This is a genomic window from Corynebacterium sp. NML 150383, from assembly GCF_002285085.1.
In the GTDB taxonomy this organism is placed as follows: domain Bacteria; phylum Actinomycetota; class Actinomycetes; order Mycobacteriales; family Mycobacteriaceae; genus Corynebacterium; species Corynebacterium gottingense.
Map to the genome: position 1 here is coordinate 342,734 of NZ_NSGK01000002.1, position 18,328 is coordinate 361,061.

17 protein-coding genes are annotated in these 18,328 nt (G+C 66.7%); 6 read left to right on the forward strand and 11 right to left on the reverse strand.

The annotated features are described in order from the left end of the window. Positions 1–2: 2 nt before the first annotated feature. The gene (locus CKJ85_RS03645) at positions 3–1,781 is read right to left on the reverse strand and encodes an acetyl/propionyl/methylcrotonyl-CoA carboxylase subunit alpha (RefSeq protein WP_095553431.1); all 1,779 of its coding nucleotides are present in this window, start codon (positions 1,779–1,781) and stop codon (positions 3–5) included. A 115-nt stretch (positions 1,782–1,896) separates the two neighbouring features. Beyond that, positions 1,897–2,784, reverse strand: coding sequence for a sulfurtransferase (locus CKJ85_RS03650; protein WP_095537167.1), 888 nt, complete (start codon positions 2,782–2,784; stop codon positions 1,897–1,899). A gap of 281 nt (positions 2,785–3,065) precedes the next feature. Between CKJ85_RS03650 and CKJ85_RS03655 the strand changes: the two genes are divergently transcribed. Together CKJ85_RS03655 and CKJ85_RS03660 are read left to right on the forward strand one after the other, a co-directional pair. Continuing rightward, on the forward strand, positions 3,066–4,127 hold the full coding sequence (locus CKJ85_RS03655; RefSeq protein ID WP_095277630.1) for a Cj0069 family protein: 1,062 nt from the start codon (positions 3,066–3,068) through the stop codon (positions 4,125–4,127). A gap of 100 nt (positions 4,128–4,227) precedes the next feature. Beyond that, the gene (locus tag CKJ85_RS03660) at positions 4,228–5,379 is read left to right on the forward strand and encodes a nuclease-related domain-containing protein (RefSeq protein ID WP_095536447.1); all 1,152 of its coding nucleotides are present in this window, start codon (positions 4,228–4,230) and stop codon (positions 5,377–5,379) included. A gap of 26 nt (positions 5,380–5,405) precedes the next feature. On the opposite strand, the gene CKJ85_RS03665 is transcribed toward CKJ85_RS03660, so the two are convergent. Together CKJ85_RS03665 and CKJ85_RS03670 are read right to left on the reverse strand one after the other, a co-directional pair. After that, positions 5,406–6,044, reverse strand: coding sequence for a hypothetical protein (locus tag CKJ85_RS03665; RefSeq protein ID WP_095553432.1), 639 nt, complete (start codon positions 6,042–6,044; stop codon positions 5,406–5,408). Between the two features lie 18 nt (positions 6,045–6,062). Beyond that, positions 6,063–6,458, reverse strand: a complete 396-nt coding sequence (locus CKJ85_RS03670) for a DUF3151 domain-containing protein (protein WP_095553433.1) — start codon at positions 6,456–6,458, stop codon at positions 6,063–6,065. A gap of 90 nt (positions 6,459–6,548) precedes the next feature. Between CKJ85_RS03670 and CKJ85_RS03675 the strand changes: the two genes are divergently transcribed. Together CKJ85_RS03675 and CKJ85_RS03680 are read left to right on the forward strand one after the other, a co-directional pair. Continuing rightward, positions 6,549–7,076 carry a hypothetical protein gene (locus tag CKJ85_RS03675; protein ID WP_095546103.1) on the forward strand — a complete coding sequence of 176 codons (528 nt, stop codon included), beginning with the start codon at positions 6,549–6,551 and terminating at the stop codon, positions 7,074–7,076. 15 nt (positions 7,077–7,091) lie between these two features. Beyond that, the gene (locus CKJ85_RS03680; protein ID WP_095553434.1) at positions 7,092–7,613 is read left to right on the forward strand and encodes an ankyrin repeat domain-containing protein; all 522 of its coding nucleotides are present in this window, start codon (positions 7,092–7,094) and stop codon (positions 7,611–7,613) included. Here the strand turns inward: CKJ85_RS03680 and CKJ85_RS03685 are convergent. From CKJ85_RS03685 to CKJ85_RS03695, 3 genes are read right to left on the reverse strand one after another with little or no spacing between them, the layout of a single operon-like run. Then, positions 7,610–8,200, reverse strand: coding sequence for a nucleoside triphosphate pyrophosphatase (locus CKJ85_RS03685; protein ID WP_095553435.1), 591 nt, complete (start codon positions 8,198–8,200; stop codon positions 7,610–7,612). The two genes, CKJ85_RS03680 and CKJ85_RS03685, sit on opposite strands and share 4 nt — an antisense overlap. A 4-nt stretch (positions 8,201–8,204) precedes the next feature. Beyond that, complete coding sequence (locus CKJ85_RS03690; RefSeq protein WP_095553436.1) at positions 8,205–8,420, reverse strand: acyl-CoA carboxylase subunit epsilon; 216 nt, start codon at positions 8,418–8,420, stop codon at positions 8,205–8,207. A gap of 48 nt (positions 8,421–8,468) precedes the next feature. Then, entirely contained in the window at positions 8,469–10,007 is a 1,539-nt protein-coding gene (locus CKJ85_RS03695; RefSeq protein WP_095536442.1) for an acyl-CoA carboxylase subunit beta, read from the reverse strand. A gap of 52 nt (positions 10,008–10,059) precedes the next feature. Between CKJ85_RS03695 and CKJ85_RS03700 the strand changes: the two genes are divergently transcribed. After that, positions 10,060–10,446, forward strand: coding sequence for a hypothetical protein (locus tag CKJ85_RS03700; RefSeq protein ID WP_095553437.1), 387 nt, complete (start codon positions 10,060–10,062; stop codon positions 10,444–10,446). A 73-nt stretch (positions 10,447–10,519) separates the two neighbouring features. Here CKJ85_RS03700 and CKJ85_RS03705 read toward each other — a convergent pair whose 3' ends face one another. Then, positions 10,520–14,080 (reverse strand): exodeoxyribonuclease V subunit beta, encoded by a 3,561-nt coding sequence (locus CKJ85_RS03705; protein WP_158221609.1) that lies wholly within the window; start codon positions 14,078–14,080, stop codon positions 10,520–10,522. A 19-nt stretch (positions 14,081–14,099) separates the two neighbouring features. Further along, positions 14,100–16,964: a PD-(D/E)XK nuclease family protein gene (locus CKJ85_RS03710; protein WP_095553439.1), complete on the reverse strand. Its 2,865-nt coding sequence runs from the start codon at positions 16,962–16,964 to the stop codon at positions 14,100–14,102. A 90-nt stretch (positions 16,965–17,054) separates the two neighbouring features. Between CKJ85_RS03710 and CKJ85_RS03715 the strand changes: the two genes are divergently transcribed. Next, positions 17,055–17,720: a Fic family protein gene (locus tag CKJ85_RS03715; protein ID WP_095553440.1), complete on the forward strand. Its 666-nt coding sequence runs from the start codon at positions 17,055–17,057 to the stop codon at positions 17,718–17,720. Positions 17,721–17,737: 17 nt separating this feature from the next. On the opposite strand, the gene CKJ85_RS03720 is transcribed toward CKJ85_RS03715, so the two are convergent. Together CKJ85_RS03720 and CKJ85_RS03725 are read right to left on the reverse strand one after the other, a co-directional pair. Continuing rightward, positions 17,738–18,103: a hypothetical protein gene (locus CKJ85_RS03720; protein ID WP_095553441.1), complete on the reverse strand. Its 366-nt coding sequence runs from the start codon at positions 18,101–18,103 to the stop codon at positions 17,738–17,740. 40 nt (positions 18,104–18,143) lie between these two features. Continuing rightward, complete coding sequence (locus CKJ85_RS03725) at positions 18,144–18,314, reverse strand: RNA helicase (RefSeq protein WP_095547553.1); 171 nt, start codon at positions 18,312–18,314, stop codon at positions 18,144–18,146. Positions 18,315–18,328: the final 14 nt, after the last annotated feature.

Consider the following 18,328-nt stretch of genomic DNA (forward strand, 5'->3'; position numbering starts at 1 on the left):
CGCTACTTCAGCTCCATCAGCACGGCGGCCTTGTTCACCTGGGCGCCTTCCTCGGCGGCGAGGCCGGTGACGGTGCCGGCCTTGTGGGCCCTGACCGGGTTCTCCATCTTCATGGCCTCGAGGACCAGGAGGACGTCCCCCTCCTCCACGGCGTCTCCCTCGGCGACGTTGAGCTTGATCACGGTGCCCTGCATCGGGGAGGCCACGGCGTCGCCGGAGACGGCCGCCTTGGACCCGCCGGAGCGGCGCTTCTTCGGCTTCTTGCGCTGGGCGCCGCCGAAGACGAGGGAGGCGGGGAGCGCGACTTCGATGCGGCGGCCGTTGACCTCGACGGCGAACGTGCGCGTCTCGGCGTCGTCTGTAGCGTCGGCGTCGTCGGTGTTGTCGTCGCTGGTGAGCTCGTTGACCCACTCCTCCTCAATCCAGCGTGTGTACACGTCGAAGGAGTCCTCGGTGCCCACGAACGCGGGGTCGTTCACAATCGCTTTGTGGAAGGGGATGACGGTGGGGAAGCCGGTGACCACGTACTCGTCGAGGGCGCGGCGGGCGCGCTGCAGCGCCTCGGTGCGGTCCTCGCCGTAGACGATGAGTTTGGCCAGCATGGAGTCGAACTGCCCGCCGATGACGGAACCCGCGCGCACGCCGGAGTCGACGCGCACGCCCGGGCCGGCCGGCTCGACGTACTCGGTGACCGTGCCCGGGGCGGGCATGAAGTTGGCGGTGGCGTCCTCGCCGTTGATGCGGAACTCGAAAGCGTGGCCGCGCGGGGTCGGGTCCTCGGTGAAGCGCAGCTGCTCGCCACGCGCGATGCGGAACTGCTCGCGCACCAGGTCCACGCCGGTGGTGGCCTCCGTGACGGGGTGCTCCACCTGCAGGCGCGTGTTGACCTCCAGGAACGAGATCAGCCCGTCGGAGCCGACGAGGTACTCCACGGTGCCGGCGCCGTAGTAGCCTGCCTCGCGGCAGATGGCCTTGGCCGAGGAGTGGATGCGCTCGCGCTGCTCGTCGGTGAGGAACGGCGCGGGCGCCTCCTCCACGAGCTTCTGAAAGCGGCGCTGCAGTGAGCAGTCGCGCGTGCCCATCACGACGACGTTGCCGTGCATGTCCGCCAGCACCTGGGCCTCCACGTGGCGGGCCTTGTCCAGGTAGCGCTCGACGAAGCACTCGCCGCGGCCGAACGCGGCCGTCGCCTCGCGGGTGGCGGACTCGAACAGCTCCGGAATCTCCTCGCGGGTGTACGCCACCTTCATGCCGCGGCCGCCGCCGCCGAACGCCGCCTTGATGGCCACCGGCAGCCCGTGCTGGTCCGCGAACGCTACGACTTCGTCCGCGTCGGCGACCGGGTCCGTGGTGCCCGGCGCCATGGGGGCGTTGGCCGCCTCGGCGATGTGGCGGGCGGTGACTTTGTCACCCAGCGCGGCGATGGACTCCGGCGACGGGCCGATCCAGGTCAGCCCCGCGTCGATCACGCGGCGGGCAAACTCAGCGTTCTCGGACAGGAAGCCGTAGCCGGGGTGGATGGCGTCCGCGCCGGCCTTCGCGGCGGCGTCGAGGATCTTGTCCATGTCCAGGTAGGACTCTGCGGCGGTGGCGCCGCCGAGGGAGAAGGCTTCGTCGGCAAGCGCTGCGAACGGCGCGCCCCGGTCCGGGTCGGCGTACACGGCGACGGAGGCGATGCCCGCGTCCTTCGCGGCGCGGATCACGCGCACGGCGATTTCGCCGCGGTTGGCCACCAGGACTTTGGTGACTGGGTTCTGGCTGGTGCTCGGTTCAGTACGCACGAAAATCCCGTCTTTCTCGCAATCGATTAGTGTTGCCAAACTATATCGGTTTTCGGTGCCCAATGTTACAACCCGGAGGTCGTGGGGCGGAAGTTCCGCGCCCGAGCGCAAGATTCTAGGAGGCGCCGGAGCCCTGCTCCACCGGCACGCGCACCATGTTGCCCCACTCGGCCCAGGAGCCGTCGTACAGCGAGATGTTTTCAAAGCCGAGGATGTGGTTGAGCACGTACCAGGTGTGTGCGCTGCTCTCGCCGAGCTGGCAGTAGACCACGGTGCGGGCCTTCGGGTCGAAGTCCTCGTAGATCGCGGCGATGTTCGGCAGATCCTTGAACAGGGCGTTCGGGAACAGGGAGCGGCCCCACGTCACGTTGACCGCGCCCGGGATGTGGCCGTGGCGCAGCGTGCTCGGGGACTTGCCGGGGGCGCGGTCCGCGGTCGGGTCCTCGGCGGTGCCGTCGTATTGGTCGGCCGGGCGGGCGTCGATAAGCTGCGCGGGCGTCTCCGCGAGCAAATCGGCGGCGAAGGTGCGGTACGGCGCGTCGTTGCGCTCGACCACGGGGTAGTCGGAGGCCGGGAACTCCGGCACGGCGAAGGAGGTGTCGCGCTCCTCGCCCATCCAGGCGTCGCGGCCGCCGTCGAGCAGGCGCACGTCCGGGTGGCCGAACAGCTCGAAGACCCAGGCGGTGTAGGCAGCCCACCAGTTGGACTTGTCGCCGTAGACCACGATCGTGTCGTCGCGGGTAATGCCGCGCTCGCTCATCAGCTTGGCAAACGCCTCTCCGTCGATGAAATCGCGCGTGACCGGGTCGTTGAGGTCGCGGTGCCAGTCAATGCGCACCGCGCCCGGGATGTGCCCGATGTCGTAGAGGTAAGCGTCCTCGTCGCTCTCCACGACGCGCAGCCCCGGCTTGCCCAGGCGCGCGGAGAGCCACGCGGCGGAGACGAACTTCTCGGGGTGCGCGAAGTCTTTGAATTTCGGGTTGTCGTCGAGCTCAATGCTCATAGTGGTTCCCCTTCGGTGCATGCTTATCGACGCTTCTTCGCCTCGTATTCACCGCTCACCCTACCGCGTGCCGCGCGCCGCCGGGGTAAAACGGTGGATTGGACGCCCATTTGAACTGGTCGCTGCGCTGCGCGCACCCCGCCCGTTGTGAGGTTGCACACCTCGCGCCCGCTCGCGCGGTGGAACCGCAGCGCTGGCCTTAAAATTCCGTGTGTAACACCTGCTCGGCAGCGCCTGCGACCGAGACTCTTGCCAACCAGGCCTAAAAGAAAGGGCATCCCGTGCACAAAGCAATCGTCGTCTTCGAAGTCGAGGGCGGATCTGACAAGCAGTTCAACGGCCACCGGAAAGACACCATGCCCATCGTCGACGCGATCAAGGCGGCCGGCTGGCACGCCGAGGTCGTCTTCTACCGCCCCGAGTGGTCGGAAAAGCTGTTCGAGTACGTCACCGAGCACTTCGACGCCTACATCTCCCGCGTCAACCCTGGCAACATCCCGGGCGGGGAGAAGGGGTACTTCGAGCTGCTGACCAAGCTTGCCGACGCCGGCCTGGTCGGCATGTCCACCCCGGCCGAAATGATGGCGTACGGGGCGAAGGACGCGCTAGTCAAGCTCAACCAGACCGACCTCGTGCCCGCCGACACGGCCGCCTACTACGACGTCGCTTCTTTCCACGACACGTTCCCGACCTCCCTGTCCTACGGCGAGCGCGTGCTCAAGCAGAACCGCGGCTCCACCGGCTCCGGCATCTGGCGCGTCCGGCTGGCTGATAAGGCGCAGGCTGAGGCGTTGGAGCCGGGCACCGCCCTGCCGCTGGACACCAAGCTCAAGTGCACCGAGGCGGTGGACAACCACACCGAGGAGCGCGAGCTGGGCGAGTTCATGGATTTCTGCGACCAGTACATCATCGGCGACAACGGCATGCTCGTGGATATGCGCTTCATGCCGCGCATCACCGAGGGCGAGATCCGCATCCTGCTCGTCGGCCCGCACCCCGTCTTCGTGGTGCACAAGAAGCCGGCGGCCGGCGGCGATGCGTTCTCCGCGACCCTGTTCTCGGGCGCGACGTACACCTATCAGAAGCCGGAGGAGTGGCAGGAGCTGGTGGACATGTTCGCCGCGGCCCGCCCGGTGATAGCGGAGAAGCTCGGCGGCGACAACATTCCGCTGATCTGGACCGCGGACTTCATGCTTGCCGACGACGACGAGACCGGCCAGGACACCTACGTCCTCGGCGAAATCAACTGCTCCTGCGTCGGCTTCACCTCCGAGCTGGACATGGGCATCCAGGAGCTGGTGGCCAAGGAAGCCATTGGCCGCGTGGAGGCCAAGCAAGCCTGACGCGGCCTGACGCGTTTCCGGTACATTGCAGAAAAGGTAATGCTTTAATGCAATTGGCCTTATTAATCAGTGAGGCTCAACCGGAAGGAAGACGTAGCGAATGGCAACTGTGTACGGGAAGACCCGCCCCGGCCAAGGCGGATGGGCCGACTTTGCGTCCGAGGTGGACAAGTACTTGGAAAGCGAGGTCGACGGCTACGCCGTGACCTTCGCGATGCGCGAGCACGCCGAAAAGTACGGGCTGGGCGAAAACGACGACCGTGCGAAGAAGGCGCGGAAGCGCACCCAGAGACGGCTTATCGCCATCGTCCTCTTCCCGGTCCTGTTTGTCCTGGGCATCATCGTCTCCCTCTTCAACAAGGGCCTCGGCGGCATCATGATGTTCGCGGGCGTGCTCGCACTGGTCTACCTGGGCCTGAGCGGTTTCCGCTCCATGGACCGCCGCCTCAACAAGGATAAGGAAAACAAGGCGTATGTGAACAAGGGCCTGGAGAAGCAGGTCAATGAGAAACGCCGCGCCGAGGTCGAGCGCCTCGTCGGGCTGGCGCGCCAGGGCCGCCCGGAGGAAACCGGGCTGCCGGAGCCGCTGCAGCGCGTCTCCCGCGGTTACCTGGCGGAGGAACGGATCGGTGAGATGCTCGAGCAACAGCTGCCGGACTCCATCGAGGTTGCCCACGACGTGACGATCCGCACCGACTCCCGCTCCGGGCTGGCCAAGGCCGTCGACGGCTTCGACGACGCAACGTCCGAGATGTTCTACGGCACGACGCCGGAGACCCGTAAGTTCGGCCTCGCGATGGGCGTGATCGGCATGCTCGGCGAGCTGTCCCGCAAGAGCGCGGTGACCGCCAACGCGGACCACGTCCTGTCCACCGCGGCGGGCGTGATCATGGTGGACACGAAGCACTGGACCGGCGAGCTCAGCCTGGATGAGAACGGCCAGTTCACCGCAGGCCCGAACCACGCGGGCAGCCAGTACCGCGAGAAGGCGGCCAGGACGACGCGCTTCGAGGCATCGCGCCTCAACCGCGGCGACGTCGCCATGATCATCCTTGCCGTGGTCGGCGGCACCGTGCGGGGCGGCAGGATTGAGCAGCACGAGGATGGCCAGATCCCCATCATCGCCGTTCCTGCGGAGGACGTGCCGCGCGTCGTCACGGAGCTCCACAACGCCGGCCGCCTGCGCGAGCCGATCCCGATGAGCTCGGTGGCGGCGAACTCCCCGGGCACCGAGTGGTACCCGCAGAGCTAGGCACAGCTAGGCACAGTTAGGCGCAGTTAGTCGTAGGTGCCGAGCAGATAGTGGACGGGGTAGTTCCACCACCTGTTGAACTCGTCGATGTTGCCAGAGACGGGGACGACCGCGCCGCCGTCGTTGCGCAAATGCACCGTGTAGTGCGCGGTGATGCCCTCGGCGGTGGCGCCGGTGCGCTCGCCCCAGGCCAGGTCCACGCCGCCGTCGGGGGTGGGGGTGACGGACTCGATCTTGTCCACCGCCGCCATGTCCTGGGCGGGCGCGCCGTTGACGTAGAGGGCGAGACCGTCGGCGATGGAGGCGCCGGTGCCGGCAGGGCGGTGCTCGTCGCCAAGCGAGCCACGGAAGACGATCCAGCTCAGCGGCGCGCACGGGTCGTAGGCGTTGTCGATGTCCTCGATCCAGTAGTTGAAGTCGCTGCCGTCGTCTGCCGGCATGCGGCCAGGGGCGGAGCCGGAGGGGTAGGCCTCGCGGGGGTCGTTGGGAGGGGTGCCGCACGACGGCGCGGGGGCGTCGGATTGCGCGACGGGTTGTTCGGCGGGGCTGTCACGCACGGTCTGCGTTTCAGTGACGGTGCTGGGGGTGGGGGCTGGCTCGTCGCCGTCGCACGCTGCGAGCGCGAGCAACGCTGCGAGTGCGACGATTAGCGCGGGGCGTGTCATCGTGGCTCCTCGCGCGGATTAGAGCAGGGTGTCGACGCTTGCCGGGTCGGCGTCGGAAAGCATCTGGCGGCAGCGGTCGTACTCGGCGTCGTCGCCAATCGCCTTGGAGACGAGCGCGAGCATGGCGATAGCCTTCAGCACCGGCACGTTCGCCTCGTGCGAGGCCGGGACCGGGCCCCAGCCCTTCCACCCGTTGGCGCGCAGGCGGTCGAGCGAGCGGTGGTAGCCGGTGCGCGCGTACGCGTAGGCGATCAGCTCGTCGCCGCCGTCGAGCTCCTTTTCGGCGCGGGCGGCCCACACGGCGGGGGAGTCGGGGTGCGCGAGCGCGGTCTCGCGGGCCAGGGGGTCCTCGCCCCTCGCGGGATCATCGGGCAGGTGGAGCGGCGGGGGTGCGAGCATGTCGTTGATTTCCATGCGGGCCAGGCTAGCAGTTTGCGCTTTTCGACGAGACAGCGCGCACCAGGTGTTTTACAGTAGTACGCAACCCCATGCGAAGGAGGCCCCATGGCAAGCCCGCTCTACGTTGCGAAGAAGGGAACGTACGAAGAGTTCTGCGAGGTCTTCGATCCCGCGAAAAACGATGTGACTGACATGTTGTTCGGGGCGCTGACCAACGGTGACCCGGAGGCGCGCGCGAAGATCTGCAACGACATGTTGGATCGTGGCGCGGATGCGTCGCGCGAGGAATACGGGCAGAACGCGCTGACGATCCTGCTCGGTCGGCATCGCGACCTCGGGGACGGCGACGCTGCGCTGGTGCAAAGGCTTATCGACGGCGGCGCAGACGTGAATTTCCGCAACCGTAGCGGGGACCTGCCGATACGGTTGGCGATCACGGTGCGTGTAGCTGATGACGAGCAGCGCCGCGAAGTCTACGAGGCGCTGTTTGGGACGGGCGAGCTCGACCTGAGTCTGCCGTCGAGCGTGCGCAACCCGGTCAATACCATCGGCGGGTGGCTGCGCATGAACGTGGATGGGCGTCCCGGCAAGCTGGATGTGCTCGACGAGTTCCTCCAGGCCCGTGGCGAGTGAGTGAAGGAGGCCCCCATGGCAAGCCCGCTCTATGTTGCCCAGAATGGCACCTACGAGGAGTTCTGCGAGGTCTTCGACGCGGAAGAAAACGACGTGACCGACATGCTATTCGCGGCACTGACCAACGGTGACCCGGAGGCGCGCGCGAAGATCAGCAACGACATGTTGGGCGGTGGCGCTGACGCTGCGCGGGTCGACACTGGCCAGAACGCACTGACCCTGGTGTGCTCGCACGAAGCGCTGGGCGCAGGCGACGCCGCGCTGGTGCAAAGGCTTATCGACGGCGGCGCGGACGTGAATTTCCGTAACCGTAGCGGGGACGTGCCCATCAAGCTGGCCATTGACATGGGGATGGATGATGCACAGCGCCGCCCCGTCTACGAGGCGCTGTTCGGCGCCGAGGAGCTCGACCTGAGCCTGCCGTCGAGCGTGCGCAACCCGAAAAACACGATCGGTGGTTGGCTACGCATGTGCGTGGACGCGAACCCCGAAGGCCTCGCCGTGCTCGACGAGTTCCTTTCTGCCCGCGGGTACTAGTCCCAGAAGTCGGAGGTGTTGAGCCCGAAGCGGTAGAGGCAGCGGCGCAAAAGCGGCATGGACAGGCCGATGACGCTGGTGGGGTCGCCGTCGATGGAGTCGATGAACCAGCTGCCAAGCGCCTCGAGCGTGAACGCGCCGGCGCATTTGAGTGGCTGGCCGGAGGCGGCGTAGGCCTCGATGTCTGCGTCGGAGACGTCCCCGAAGCGGATTGCGGTGGCGATCGTGTCCACGACCCATTCGCCCTGGTGCGCGACGGCGTGGCCGGTCAGCAGGTGGGCTTCCTTGCCGCGTTGGGCTTTCCACCGCGCGATGGTGCGCTCTGGGGTGTGGGGTTTGCCCAGCAGTTGGCCGTCGAGAAGCAGCATTGAGTCGCAGCCGACGACTACGTCGTTGGGGAAGTCGCCCGCCACGGTCGCGGCCTTCTCCCGTGCAAGCTTTTCGACGATCACACGCGGCTCAGCCTCACCGAGCTCGGCGATGATCGCGTCCTCGTCGACGTGGGCGGGCCGCAGCACGGGCGTGACGCCGCCCTGCTCGAGGAGCATGCGGCGCGAGGGGGACTGGGAGGCGAGAACGAGGCGCATGGGGTTAGAAGTAGGTGACGTTGGCGAATGCGTGCGGGTTGAACAGCTGCTCCCCGTGGTGTGCCAGGGCGGGGGCGCCCCAGCGGTTCTGGTCTGCAGGCTGCTGCTTCGCCTTCGCGGCTGCCTGGAGGTCCGTAAGGACGGTTGCGAGCGCGGCGAGCTCGTCCTCGGTGGGGTTGCCCTTGGTCACCGTGAACCGGGTGGTAGTTGGTGCAGTCATAGCATTCCTTTCAGCGAGAAAGAATTTAGTGTAGCGAAAGTATATCGGCTACAGCGGGATGTTGCCGTGCTTTTTCTGCGCCGGATATGCAACCTTGCGCTCCAACAGGCGCAGGCCCTCCAGGACGTGGCGGCGAGTTGCCGACGGCGGGATGACCGCGTCGACGAGCCCACGCTCGGTGGCCGCGTACGGGTTGAGGTTCTCCTCGGCGTACTTCTCGGCATCGACGTTGAGGTGGCCGGCGGCGGTGGGGGCGTCGGCAAGCGCGATCTGCGCAGTAGGCCACGCGAACACCAAGTCGGCGCCCAGGCCCTTGGAGCCGAGCACCGTGTAGGCGGTGCCGAGCGCCTTGCGGGTAACCACGGTGATCGTGCCGACCTGCGCCTCGGCGAAAGCGTAGGCGAGCGCGGCGGCACCGGCGGGCGCGCCGGCGTGCTCCTCCTCGGTGGAGGGGACGAAGCCTGGGGAGTCCACGAACTGCACGATCGGTAGGTTGAACGCGTCGCAGGTGCGGATGAAGCGGGCAGCCTTGCGTGCGCCGGCCTCGGTGAGGCAGCCGGCGAGCACGCTTGGCTGGGTGGCCACAACGCCGACGGCGCGGCCGTGGATGTGCGCGAACCCGGTGAGTACGTTGCCGGCGAAGTCGGCGCCGAGCTCGTAGAAGTCGCCGTCGGTGACCGCGGCAACGATCTCGGCGACCTCGTAGGGCTGCGCGTCGTCGTCGGGGATTATGGTGTCCAGATCGGTGTCGGCGCCCTCTGTGCCCTCTGCGGTAGCGCGTTCTGCGTCCGCGCCGAGCGGGGAGGCAGCCAGGTTGTTCAGCGGCAGGTAGCTTACGATGCGCTTCACCGCATCGAGCGCTCCCGCCATGTCCGCGGCGGCGACGTGTGCCAGACCGGTGGTGGCGGCATGGACGCTCGCCCCGCCGAGCGCGTCTGCGGTCGTCGCGGTGCCGGAGACCTGGCTGACAATTCCGGTGTCGGACAGGTGGAGGCTCGCGCCTTCGACCATCACGGTGACGTCGGCAAGCGGCACTGTGGTCGCCGCGAGGGTGGCGACCTCGCCGGCCACCAGCGCAATCTGCGGCACGAGGCCGGAGGCGTGGGTGGCGGCGCGCAGCAGTTTGGCCTGCATGTGGGCGGTGACAATGCCTTCTTGCCAGCGCGGACCGACCGAGTCGTAGATGCCGATGACCGGTACGCCGGTCTTGGTTGCCAGATCAAAGAGTTTGAGCATTTTCTCGGCGTAGACCTCGCCGATGGCCCCGTCGAAGATGTCGGGATCCTGGCTGAAGATGCAGACCCGGCGGCCGTCGATAAGCCCATAGCCCGTGATGACGCCATCGGTGGCGGGCTTCGTGCGATCCATCTTGTACGCCTCGACGCGGTGGCGCGCGAGCGCGTCGGTTTCCACGAACGAACCGTCGTCGAGCAGCGCCTCCACGCGCGCGCGTGCCGTCATCGCGCCTTCGGTCGGCGCCTCCGCGCGATCAGCGGCCGGCGTGCGCGCCTCGTCCAGGCGGTTGCGCAGGTCCTGGATGCGGCCCGCGGTGGTCTTCAAATCGGGTTTTGCAGTCTTGTCGCCCATAAGCCCTCAGTCTATGCCCCTATCTGTTGTGCACCAAAGATAAAACCACACGTTGTATCGTCCGGTCGGGCATAAGCGTTTCGCCCCGCGCACCGTCGCGGCGCTTGCCGCCTCCGCTCTGGCGCTGAGTGTCGTCCCGGGCGTCGCTGATGCGGACGATTCCGATGACGCCAAGAATCTCATTAGCGCAATTTCCACTCGCCTCGGCTCTGAGCTCGACGACAACGCCGACGACGTCAACGAAGGCGAGGGCGACGACATCGATGACGACAAGAACGACGTCGCACAGGACCAGGGCAAGCAGGAAGAGGGTTCTTCCCAGGGCGCTAAGATCGCTGCCGGTGTCGCCGGTGGCCTGGCGCTGGTGCTCGCGCTGATCGCGGGCGCGTACCAGGCTGGTTTGCTGCCGAACATCCCGGGCCTGCCGAAGTTCTTCTAGTCACTTCCGGCCCACCCAAACACTGAGCGGGTGCCTCGAGTTATTCGAGGCACCCGCTTTGTCGTGTTAGGGCTTATCGCTTATCGACGCCACGCTCATGCACCACCACCTGCGGTTTTTTAACTCCGGCGAAGATCAGTTCAAGGCGAGTGACCGGTTCGCCAAGCGCTTCCTCGAGGAGGGTGGCGTAGATGTCTAGCTGCAGGAAGTAGCTGGTCACCGTCTCTGCGCGTGCGGTGACGTCGGTCTTCCAGTCGGCGATGACCCACCCGCCGGTATCGCTGCTGGTGTCTCGGTAGAGCAGGTCGATGTAGCCGTTGACAGCGGTGCCGTCGACTGTACCGATAACCGGTAGCTCCCGCTGCGCCCTGGCGTCAGCCTCGAGGCTGCGCGTGTACGGGGCGGATTCGGCGAAGCAGGCAGCGACGCGCACCACATCCTCCACGGCCGATGCTGGCAGTTCGTAGAGCGAGGAGACGGTCGCAGCGACCTGCTCGAGGTCACCACCTTGGGGTAGGTGCTCCATCACGTCGTGGACTGCGGTGCCGAAGTCGGTCCCGGCGTTGTCCCGGTACAGACCGCTGTTGATCTGGCGGGCCGGGAAGCCGGACGCTGCCACCCGCTCGTCGAGGGAGCGGCGCAGGCGGGTGCCAGTGACCTGCGTGTGGCGCGGCACCGCGTCGTCCGCTGGGCGGGACTGCGCCCGCTGCACGCCGGTCGGGTCGGCGGTGGGCTCGGGGTTGGTCTGGTCCTCGGCGTGAGCGATGGCGGTGACGCCCATGCGCTGTGTCACTCCGGCCGCAGCCTCGAGTGCCGTGGCGTTGGCCTCAAACTGGTCCGTGGAGACAGAACCGGACGGCGCTGCCATAGGCGAATCCGAAGCAGGTTCGGCGTCGGTCCCGAAGGTCACACCGTATCCGGGCAGCTCTTCACGAGTGATGGGGGAGTATTGCGAGGACTCGTCGATAGCGGTGGCGAGTGCCCCACCGCGCTGCAGAGCGGAGTATTTTCCGGCGGGGTGGTCTTTTGTTGGCTTATTTCGACACAACTGCAGCGGGATTGCGAGTACGGACTTGGCACGGGTCATGGCGACGTAGAGCAGGCGGATGAGCTCGTTCGCCTCGGCCAGGTCGTCGAAGCCTTTGGCGCTCAGGTACCCGGGCGTTTGCGCATCTTTGAGCTTGAACTCCGCGGTCTTGTCGCCTTGTGCAAAGCTGCGGACGGGCCGGCTCTTGTTTTGCCTGCCGGACATGCCGGCCGCGATGACCATGGGGAATTCGCGGCCCTTGGATTTGTGGATCGTCATGAAGCGCACCGCGTCGACGCCGGTGTCTAGCAGTGGTTCGGAAACACCCTGGTTCGATTCGGCCTGGGTGTCGGCCCAGGCGACGAACTCGCGCAAGCCTCGACCGGTGGAGGCAGCGAAGCGGTCAGCGAGCGCGAGCGTGGTGTGCACGCGTGGCAGGTTGTCGGGGTGGCCGCTTGCAGCGTATCCCTCGGCGAGTCCGAACTCCGCGACGACGCGACGCACCATCGTCGCAGCATCGGTGCGCTGTGCTTCCGCGGAAAGGCGGCGAAGCTGCTCGACGCAAGTGTCGACGCCCGCGGCAACCTCGTCCTGCGCAATCGCGGCGTCGCGCACCTCCGGGGCGTCGTGGCGATGTTCGCGGCGCACCTGCGCCCACCGCGCGATGTCCGCATCGGAGCAGCCGACAAGTGCGGTGCGTAGCGCGGCGACGCGGGTGAAGTCGTCGGCGGGGTCGGCGACTGCGCGCAGCACAGTGAACAGGTCGTTCAGCTCCGGGGTGGCAAAGAGCGCGCCGGAGCCTTCGGATACCCAGGGGATGCCTGCGTCGTCGAGAACCTGCATCAGTCGCTTCGCGTCGTTGTGTGTGGGCACGACGATGGCAATGTCGGAGTAGCGCAATGCCTCGCCAGCGTGTGTGTCTTTGTGGTGGACAAACAGTGGGGCGCCGCTGGTGGTTGCGGAGCGGATGAGGGCCACAACGTCCGCGCCTTCGCGTTCCCGGACCTCGTCGGAGTTCAACCCGGTGAGGTCGGTGTCCTGCAGCACGATGAATGCGCCGTCGCGACCGTCAGTGGACTCTTGAGCCACCATCGGGGCGTATTCGGCTTGGGCGGGGCCGTCGGTTTCGGAGTGCTCGTGAGCGTCGAAAAGCTGCCCATAGAGCTCGTTGACGGCGGCGACGACGGATTGCGAGGAGCGGAAGTTGCGCGAGAGTTGCTTCACGCCGTGCTCCGCGTCGCGGGCGGCGGCGCTGGTGCGGGCGGCGACGTAGGTGTCGATGTCGGCGTTTCGGAACTTGTAGATCGACTGCTTCGGGTCGCCGACCATAAACAGGTGACCGGAGCGCGGGGTGTCGCCACTGCCACGGGCAATGGCGGTAACGATGTCCAGCTGGGCGGGGTCGGTGTCTTGGAACTCGTCAACGAAGATCACGCGGTACTGATCGTGCAGCTTGGCGCGCACCGACGGGTTCTTCACCAGCTGCTGGGTGAGGTAGACCATGTCGTGGAACTCAAGGGATCCCGTGCGGTGTCGCGCGTGCGCGAAGTGTTGCACGAGTGCGGCGAGGATTGGACGCACGGTGGTGGTCGCGACGGTGAGTGCGTAGCAGTCCGGATCGAGCATCGAGTCTGCAATGGCGCGGACTGTGTCGTATCTCTTCTTTGCCTGCATGACCACCGATGTTTCGCCACCCGCCTTCGTTTCTTTCAACTCGAGTTCGCTGAGATCTTCCGCGGTGGCGACCTGGTCGATCTTTGTGTTAAAGAACTTGACCAAGTTGTTCAGCTTTCTGGTGGGGGCTTCCTCATCTGTGTCTGCGAGGTCGCGAATCTCGGTGAGATTTCTCGTGAGAAAGTCGCGGATCTCGTCGTCAGAGGGACGCACGAACACCGACGCGCTCACGGTGGGGCCAAGTTCGCCCCAGTGGGCGTCCATCCAGACAACCAGTTCGCGTAGGTCGTCGAGTTTGACTTCCTCTGCCAGGAGGAATTGAAGCTGTTCGAGGAATTCGGCTGAGGTGATGGAGGTGGGCAGGGCGTCGATAAGCGTGATGGCGTCCTCGTCGCCGGCGACAAGGGCGGTGATGACCTCGATAACGGCATCGCCGTGCTGCGCGGGGGAGACGTACTCGGCGAGCTCGTCGACGGCGTCGACCTTGGGCGGCAGGCCGGCCTCCAGCGGGTACTGCTTGAGCACGCGCAGGCAGAAGGAGTGAAGCGTGCCGAGCGCGGCGCCGGGCAGGCCCTCGAGTGCCGCGGCGGCGCGGTCTTTGGCCTGCTCGGGGTTGGCGAACGTGCGGGGCTGACCATTGCCGAGCGTGTATGCCCCGGTGTCGCGGACCTGGATGAGCGCGCGGCGCAGACGGGCGGTGAGCTCCGCGGCGGCGGCCTCGTTGAAGGTGATGGCGGCGATCTGGTCGATGCGCGTGTCGTGCTCGATAATAAGCGTGAGCAGGCGCTGAATGAGCATGACCGTTTTGCCGGAACCGGCGCCAGCCTCGACGAAGCAGGACAGCTCGACCTGGTTTTGGATGAACTCGCGGTTGGCTTCGTCCTCGGTAAGCCGCGCGTGGAGAGTCGGGTCGGTGGGGTGTGCGGTAGTCACTGGTAGTTCTCCTTGGGGCTTAAGCATCGGCGGCGTCTGCAGTATCGGACTCGAGCGGGGTGTCGAAATCCAGCGGGGCGAGGATGTCGGTCAGCGCGTTGTAATTAGCGGTACCGAGGCGCAGGCGCGCGCTGTTGGACCACCACTCGGGGAGCGGGTGGGGCGGGAAGTGGCCACGCTCGATGTGGCGGTACATGTTGCTCAGGTTGGTTTGGAGCGTGGCCACGGCCGCATCGTCGACGGTGATGCCTACGTAGGGGGTTTTGGGGTCGCGGAAGTACCAGTAGCGGGCCTCGACCGCGTCCACCTCGCCGGGCCACACGGCAGGGCCGCCGGAGAAGAGCGTGGCGGGATCGCCGGTGTTGGCGAGCATGCCGATGACGTGGCCGTAGAGCGCGAGTTGGAAGTAGTACTTCGGCCCGTCCTTTGGATCAAGCTTGCCGGTCGGTGTTTTTTGCGTGACCGCCTTTTTGGTGCGGTCGCCCTTGCCCGATTTGAAGTCGGTCACGCGCAGGACGAACCGTTCGCTGCCGTCCTCCTCGTTGTGCTCGATGCGGTAGTCCACGCGGTCGGCGTAGCCCTTCACCGGCAGGTCCACGCCGAGCTCGGGAAGCGGAAGCGACGCGGCGGGCTCTTCCGCGGTGTTGCCGAATGCGAACTCGGTGGCAAGTGGCGTCCAGCCTTCTTCTGCCTCGTTGCGCTCCTGGGCGAGCCAGCCGTGTACGTCCTTGCGCGCCTGCTCGGCAAACGTGTCCCACACCAGCGCGTTGATCCGGTCACTGCGGTGCTGCGCCAGTTCCCGCTCTAGGATGTGATCCATCACCTCGACGGCCTCGCCCTCCCAATCCAGGTCGGCGTAGTGCTCGGGGCGGTTGGGATTGTCCAGCCACATTTCGTTGGTCCAGTGCTCCAGCACTGCGTGCAGGATCGTGCCGGTGTCGGCGGAGGCGACGTGCATATCCTCCGCGTCGTCCTCAAGCACCCAGTTGCCGGTCACGCGCTGGATAAAGTACTCCAGCGGCGACTTGGTAAAGCCCTCCAGCGCCGAGCTGGAAATCGGTTTCTGCAGCGTGTGTAGGCCAAAGTCGGTGCCGGTGTAGCCGGTGAATTCGCCGGCGACGCCCGCGTGTCGCGCCCGCATGATCTCCGCGTAGCGCGCCGCCCGCCCGCTCGGGGCGCCGGTCAGCGCGTTTGCGAGCGCAAGCTCGGCCTGGCTCGTCGGCGTGCGCTCGCCGCTTACTAGCCCCGGGTAGAGGGCGCCCACGCGGGTTTCTTCCTGCTCAAGCCAGGTGGAGGGCTCGGTCAGCCCGCCGCCGGCGATCCCAGATCGGGCGCGTGTGAGCACAATGCTTTTCGACGCCTGAAGCGCCGCCGAAAGCGTCCGCTCCCGCCGTTCCAAGAACTGCTCTGGAGTGGTGTGCTGCTGCGCCTGCGTCATCGTCGCGCTCGGGGTCAGTGAGCCGGGCAGGGCAGCGTCGGTGGTACCGGTGATGAACGCGAGCTGGAGGTTGCGCCCGTCCAGGCTTTCCAGCGGCCCGACCGAGAGCACACCGGTGTTGGTGGCGCGCGCCGGGCGGGCGGCGAGTTCACGAGCGATCTCGAGGGCGCGCTCACGTTGGGGCGCGCCCTGCTGGGCGGCGAGCTGATCTACCAGCGGGTCCAGGTAGATCGCTTGTTGCGGCTTCCCGATGCTCAGGACGTCCAACGCGATCTTCCGGAACGCGGAGGCGAAGCCCTCCCAGCTCTCCGCTTCGGTCAGCGGTGCGAGTGTGGCGCGCAGGTCCACGACCCAACGGGCGGCGGTCACGCTGCGTTCGGGCACGCGCTCGCGCTCTGGGGTGCCATCTTCGGCCTGGCGTGTGGCGGTGTCTATGACCGCGTCCCAGTCGCCACCGGTAAGCGCTGTGCCGAGGCGGTCGCGCGAGCCGGCGTCAAAAGCGCGCAGGCCCGGGCTATCCGCCACCTTGCCGGTGGAGAGCAGCTCCACGAGCTGGTGGCGGTGCATCTCGGCAGGGCGCAGCGTGAGCAGGGCGGTCAGGGCACGGAACACGTTGTGCTGAGCCCACACGTCGCGCGCGGGTGCGTGGTAGGGGATGCCCGCCTCGTCGAGGGCGTGGGTGAGGAAAGGAAGCTCCGCGTCGTCGCAGTAGGCCACGGCGATTGCGTGCAGCGGGGTGCCTTGGGCGACGGCGTCGAGGATGCGACCGGTGACGTAGGTGGCCTCGTCCGGCTCGGCGATCAGCGAGACGCGTTCGGTGCGCTCACGCAGGTCTGGCAGATCGACGGGCGTGGCCTGCTGGAACTGGGCCAGCGCCCATTCGGTGCGCGCGTCGTGGGCCAGTGCGCCGACGGTGATGAGCGCCCCGCGGTGGCCTTCGGCGGCGGCACGGACCGCGTCCGGGAAGGTGAAGCGAGTGTCGCGGAACTCTTCGGCGGCGCGCTGGGCGATCTCGGCCACGATGCTGGGTAGCTGTGCGCCACCGTGGTCCGCGCGCCATTCGGCGGGGGAGTTGAGGAGGGTGAACAGGGCGTCGATAAGCGCTGCATGCGTGGCCGCGGAAGTATGCAGCTTGGCCTCATGGAAGGGGGTCGGCTCGGCGCCGTCGGCGAGGGTGCGGGCGACGAAGGCGGTGACATCGGCGCGCTGCAGCAGCGTGCGGGACTCCTGATTACGCGCAGCGCGCTGCAGCAACATGTCGAGCGTGACCACGTCCACCCCGAGGCGCGGGCCGCCGGTGGCGATGGCGGCAACCACATCGTCGAAGGCAGGGGTGGGGCACAGTACAGTGACCGGGGCGAGGGGGTCGTCGGCTTGCGCAGTATCGACGGCCGCGAGCAGCGCGGTGGCGTAGGGGGACGAGGGCGGGTGGGGCGTAACTGTCATGCGACCCACAGTAATTGGGCAGCCGAACATCGGCAGAGGGATCGTCGAACGTATGGGCGAAAGTGGCTGCGAGGCGCTATCCTATGAGGCATGTTGCGTACGGACAAGCTTGTCGCAGTCATTTACTCTGCTGGCAAGGTATTTGAAAATTTGCGGTCAGGGCGGCTCGCGACCGCGGCTTTTTTGGAAAACGGCACAACCGACGGGATTTCCTCGCGTGCCGACCTGCAGCTGTTACAAGATTTGCAGGCTGCTGCGCGAGTGGCGTTGCGGATAAAACGTGGCCGCGAGACAATCGCCGCGGCGCATGTCTGTGAGATTAATGCCGCAATGACGCGCTCGGCGGCCTTGCATCCGGGTGAGCTGCGCCGCGAGGAGCAGCGCATTGGTGTGCGCACGGTCCACGGCGACCATGTGCCCCCGGCTTTGGATATGGACGCGCTGCAATTGCTTATCGACGACACCGTGACCGGACCAAGCCCGACGCCTGCTGACGCAGCACGGCTTTTCGTCGTATTGGCCAGGGCTCAGCCGTTCGAGGACGGTAACAAGCGGACCGCGATTTTGGCTGCGAACGCGCTCCTGCCTGACGGCATCGTGTTGGTGGTCCCGCACGATCGGGAGGGGAGCGGGGCCGTAGAGGCGCAATTCCACGACCTCCTGGCTCGTGCCTACGTCTGTGGTGACGAGGACGGCCGCGCGATCGATGCCGTCGTCGAATTTATGTTGGCCCACCAAGCAGCCGAGGGGAACTAGCAGCGAACTGGCACGTGTTATTTCGCGCCCTGCTTATAGAGGTCCCACCCAGCACGGATCATCGGGATCTGCAGCGGGAGACGCGCGATGGCACCGGCCTGCAGATACCAGGGCTTGTTGCGCCACTGCCACGCCATATTGAAGTTGGCCGGCCACACAGCGAGCAGGAGCGCCGCCGCGACGGCACCGCCGGTCGCGCGCGTCTTCGCGTTGGCAAGCAGGGCAGCGGTGGCGAGTTCGGCCGCGCCGGAGACGTAGGTGTAGGTCCGCGCGCTGCCGGGAAGCTGCTCGGGGACGATGCCGTCGAAAGGCTCCGGCTTGATGAAGTGGAGTACGCCCGCGCCACCGAAGACGGGGATGAGCGCTTTTTGCAATGTATTCATGCCTGCCACGCTACGCCGGGGTGATACGGCAAAGGAAACCCTAGGAATCGTAGTTGGCGAGGTAGCGGATCTTCGGGGTGATTTCCAAGCGACTCTTGCCCTCGCGGTGGCGTTTCATGATGAGCTTGGCCGCTGCGATGTGGCCGGCGTGAGGCGGCACGTCGGTCTTGGGGACGTAGACCTCGTCCTCTGAGATGTGACGCCTTTCCACGTGGGTCACCTACC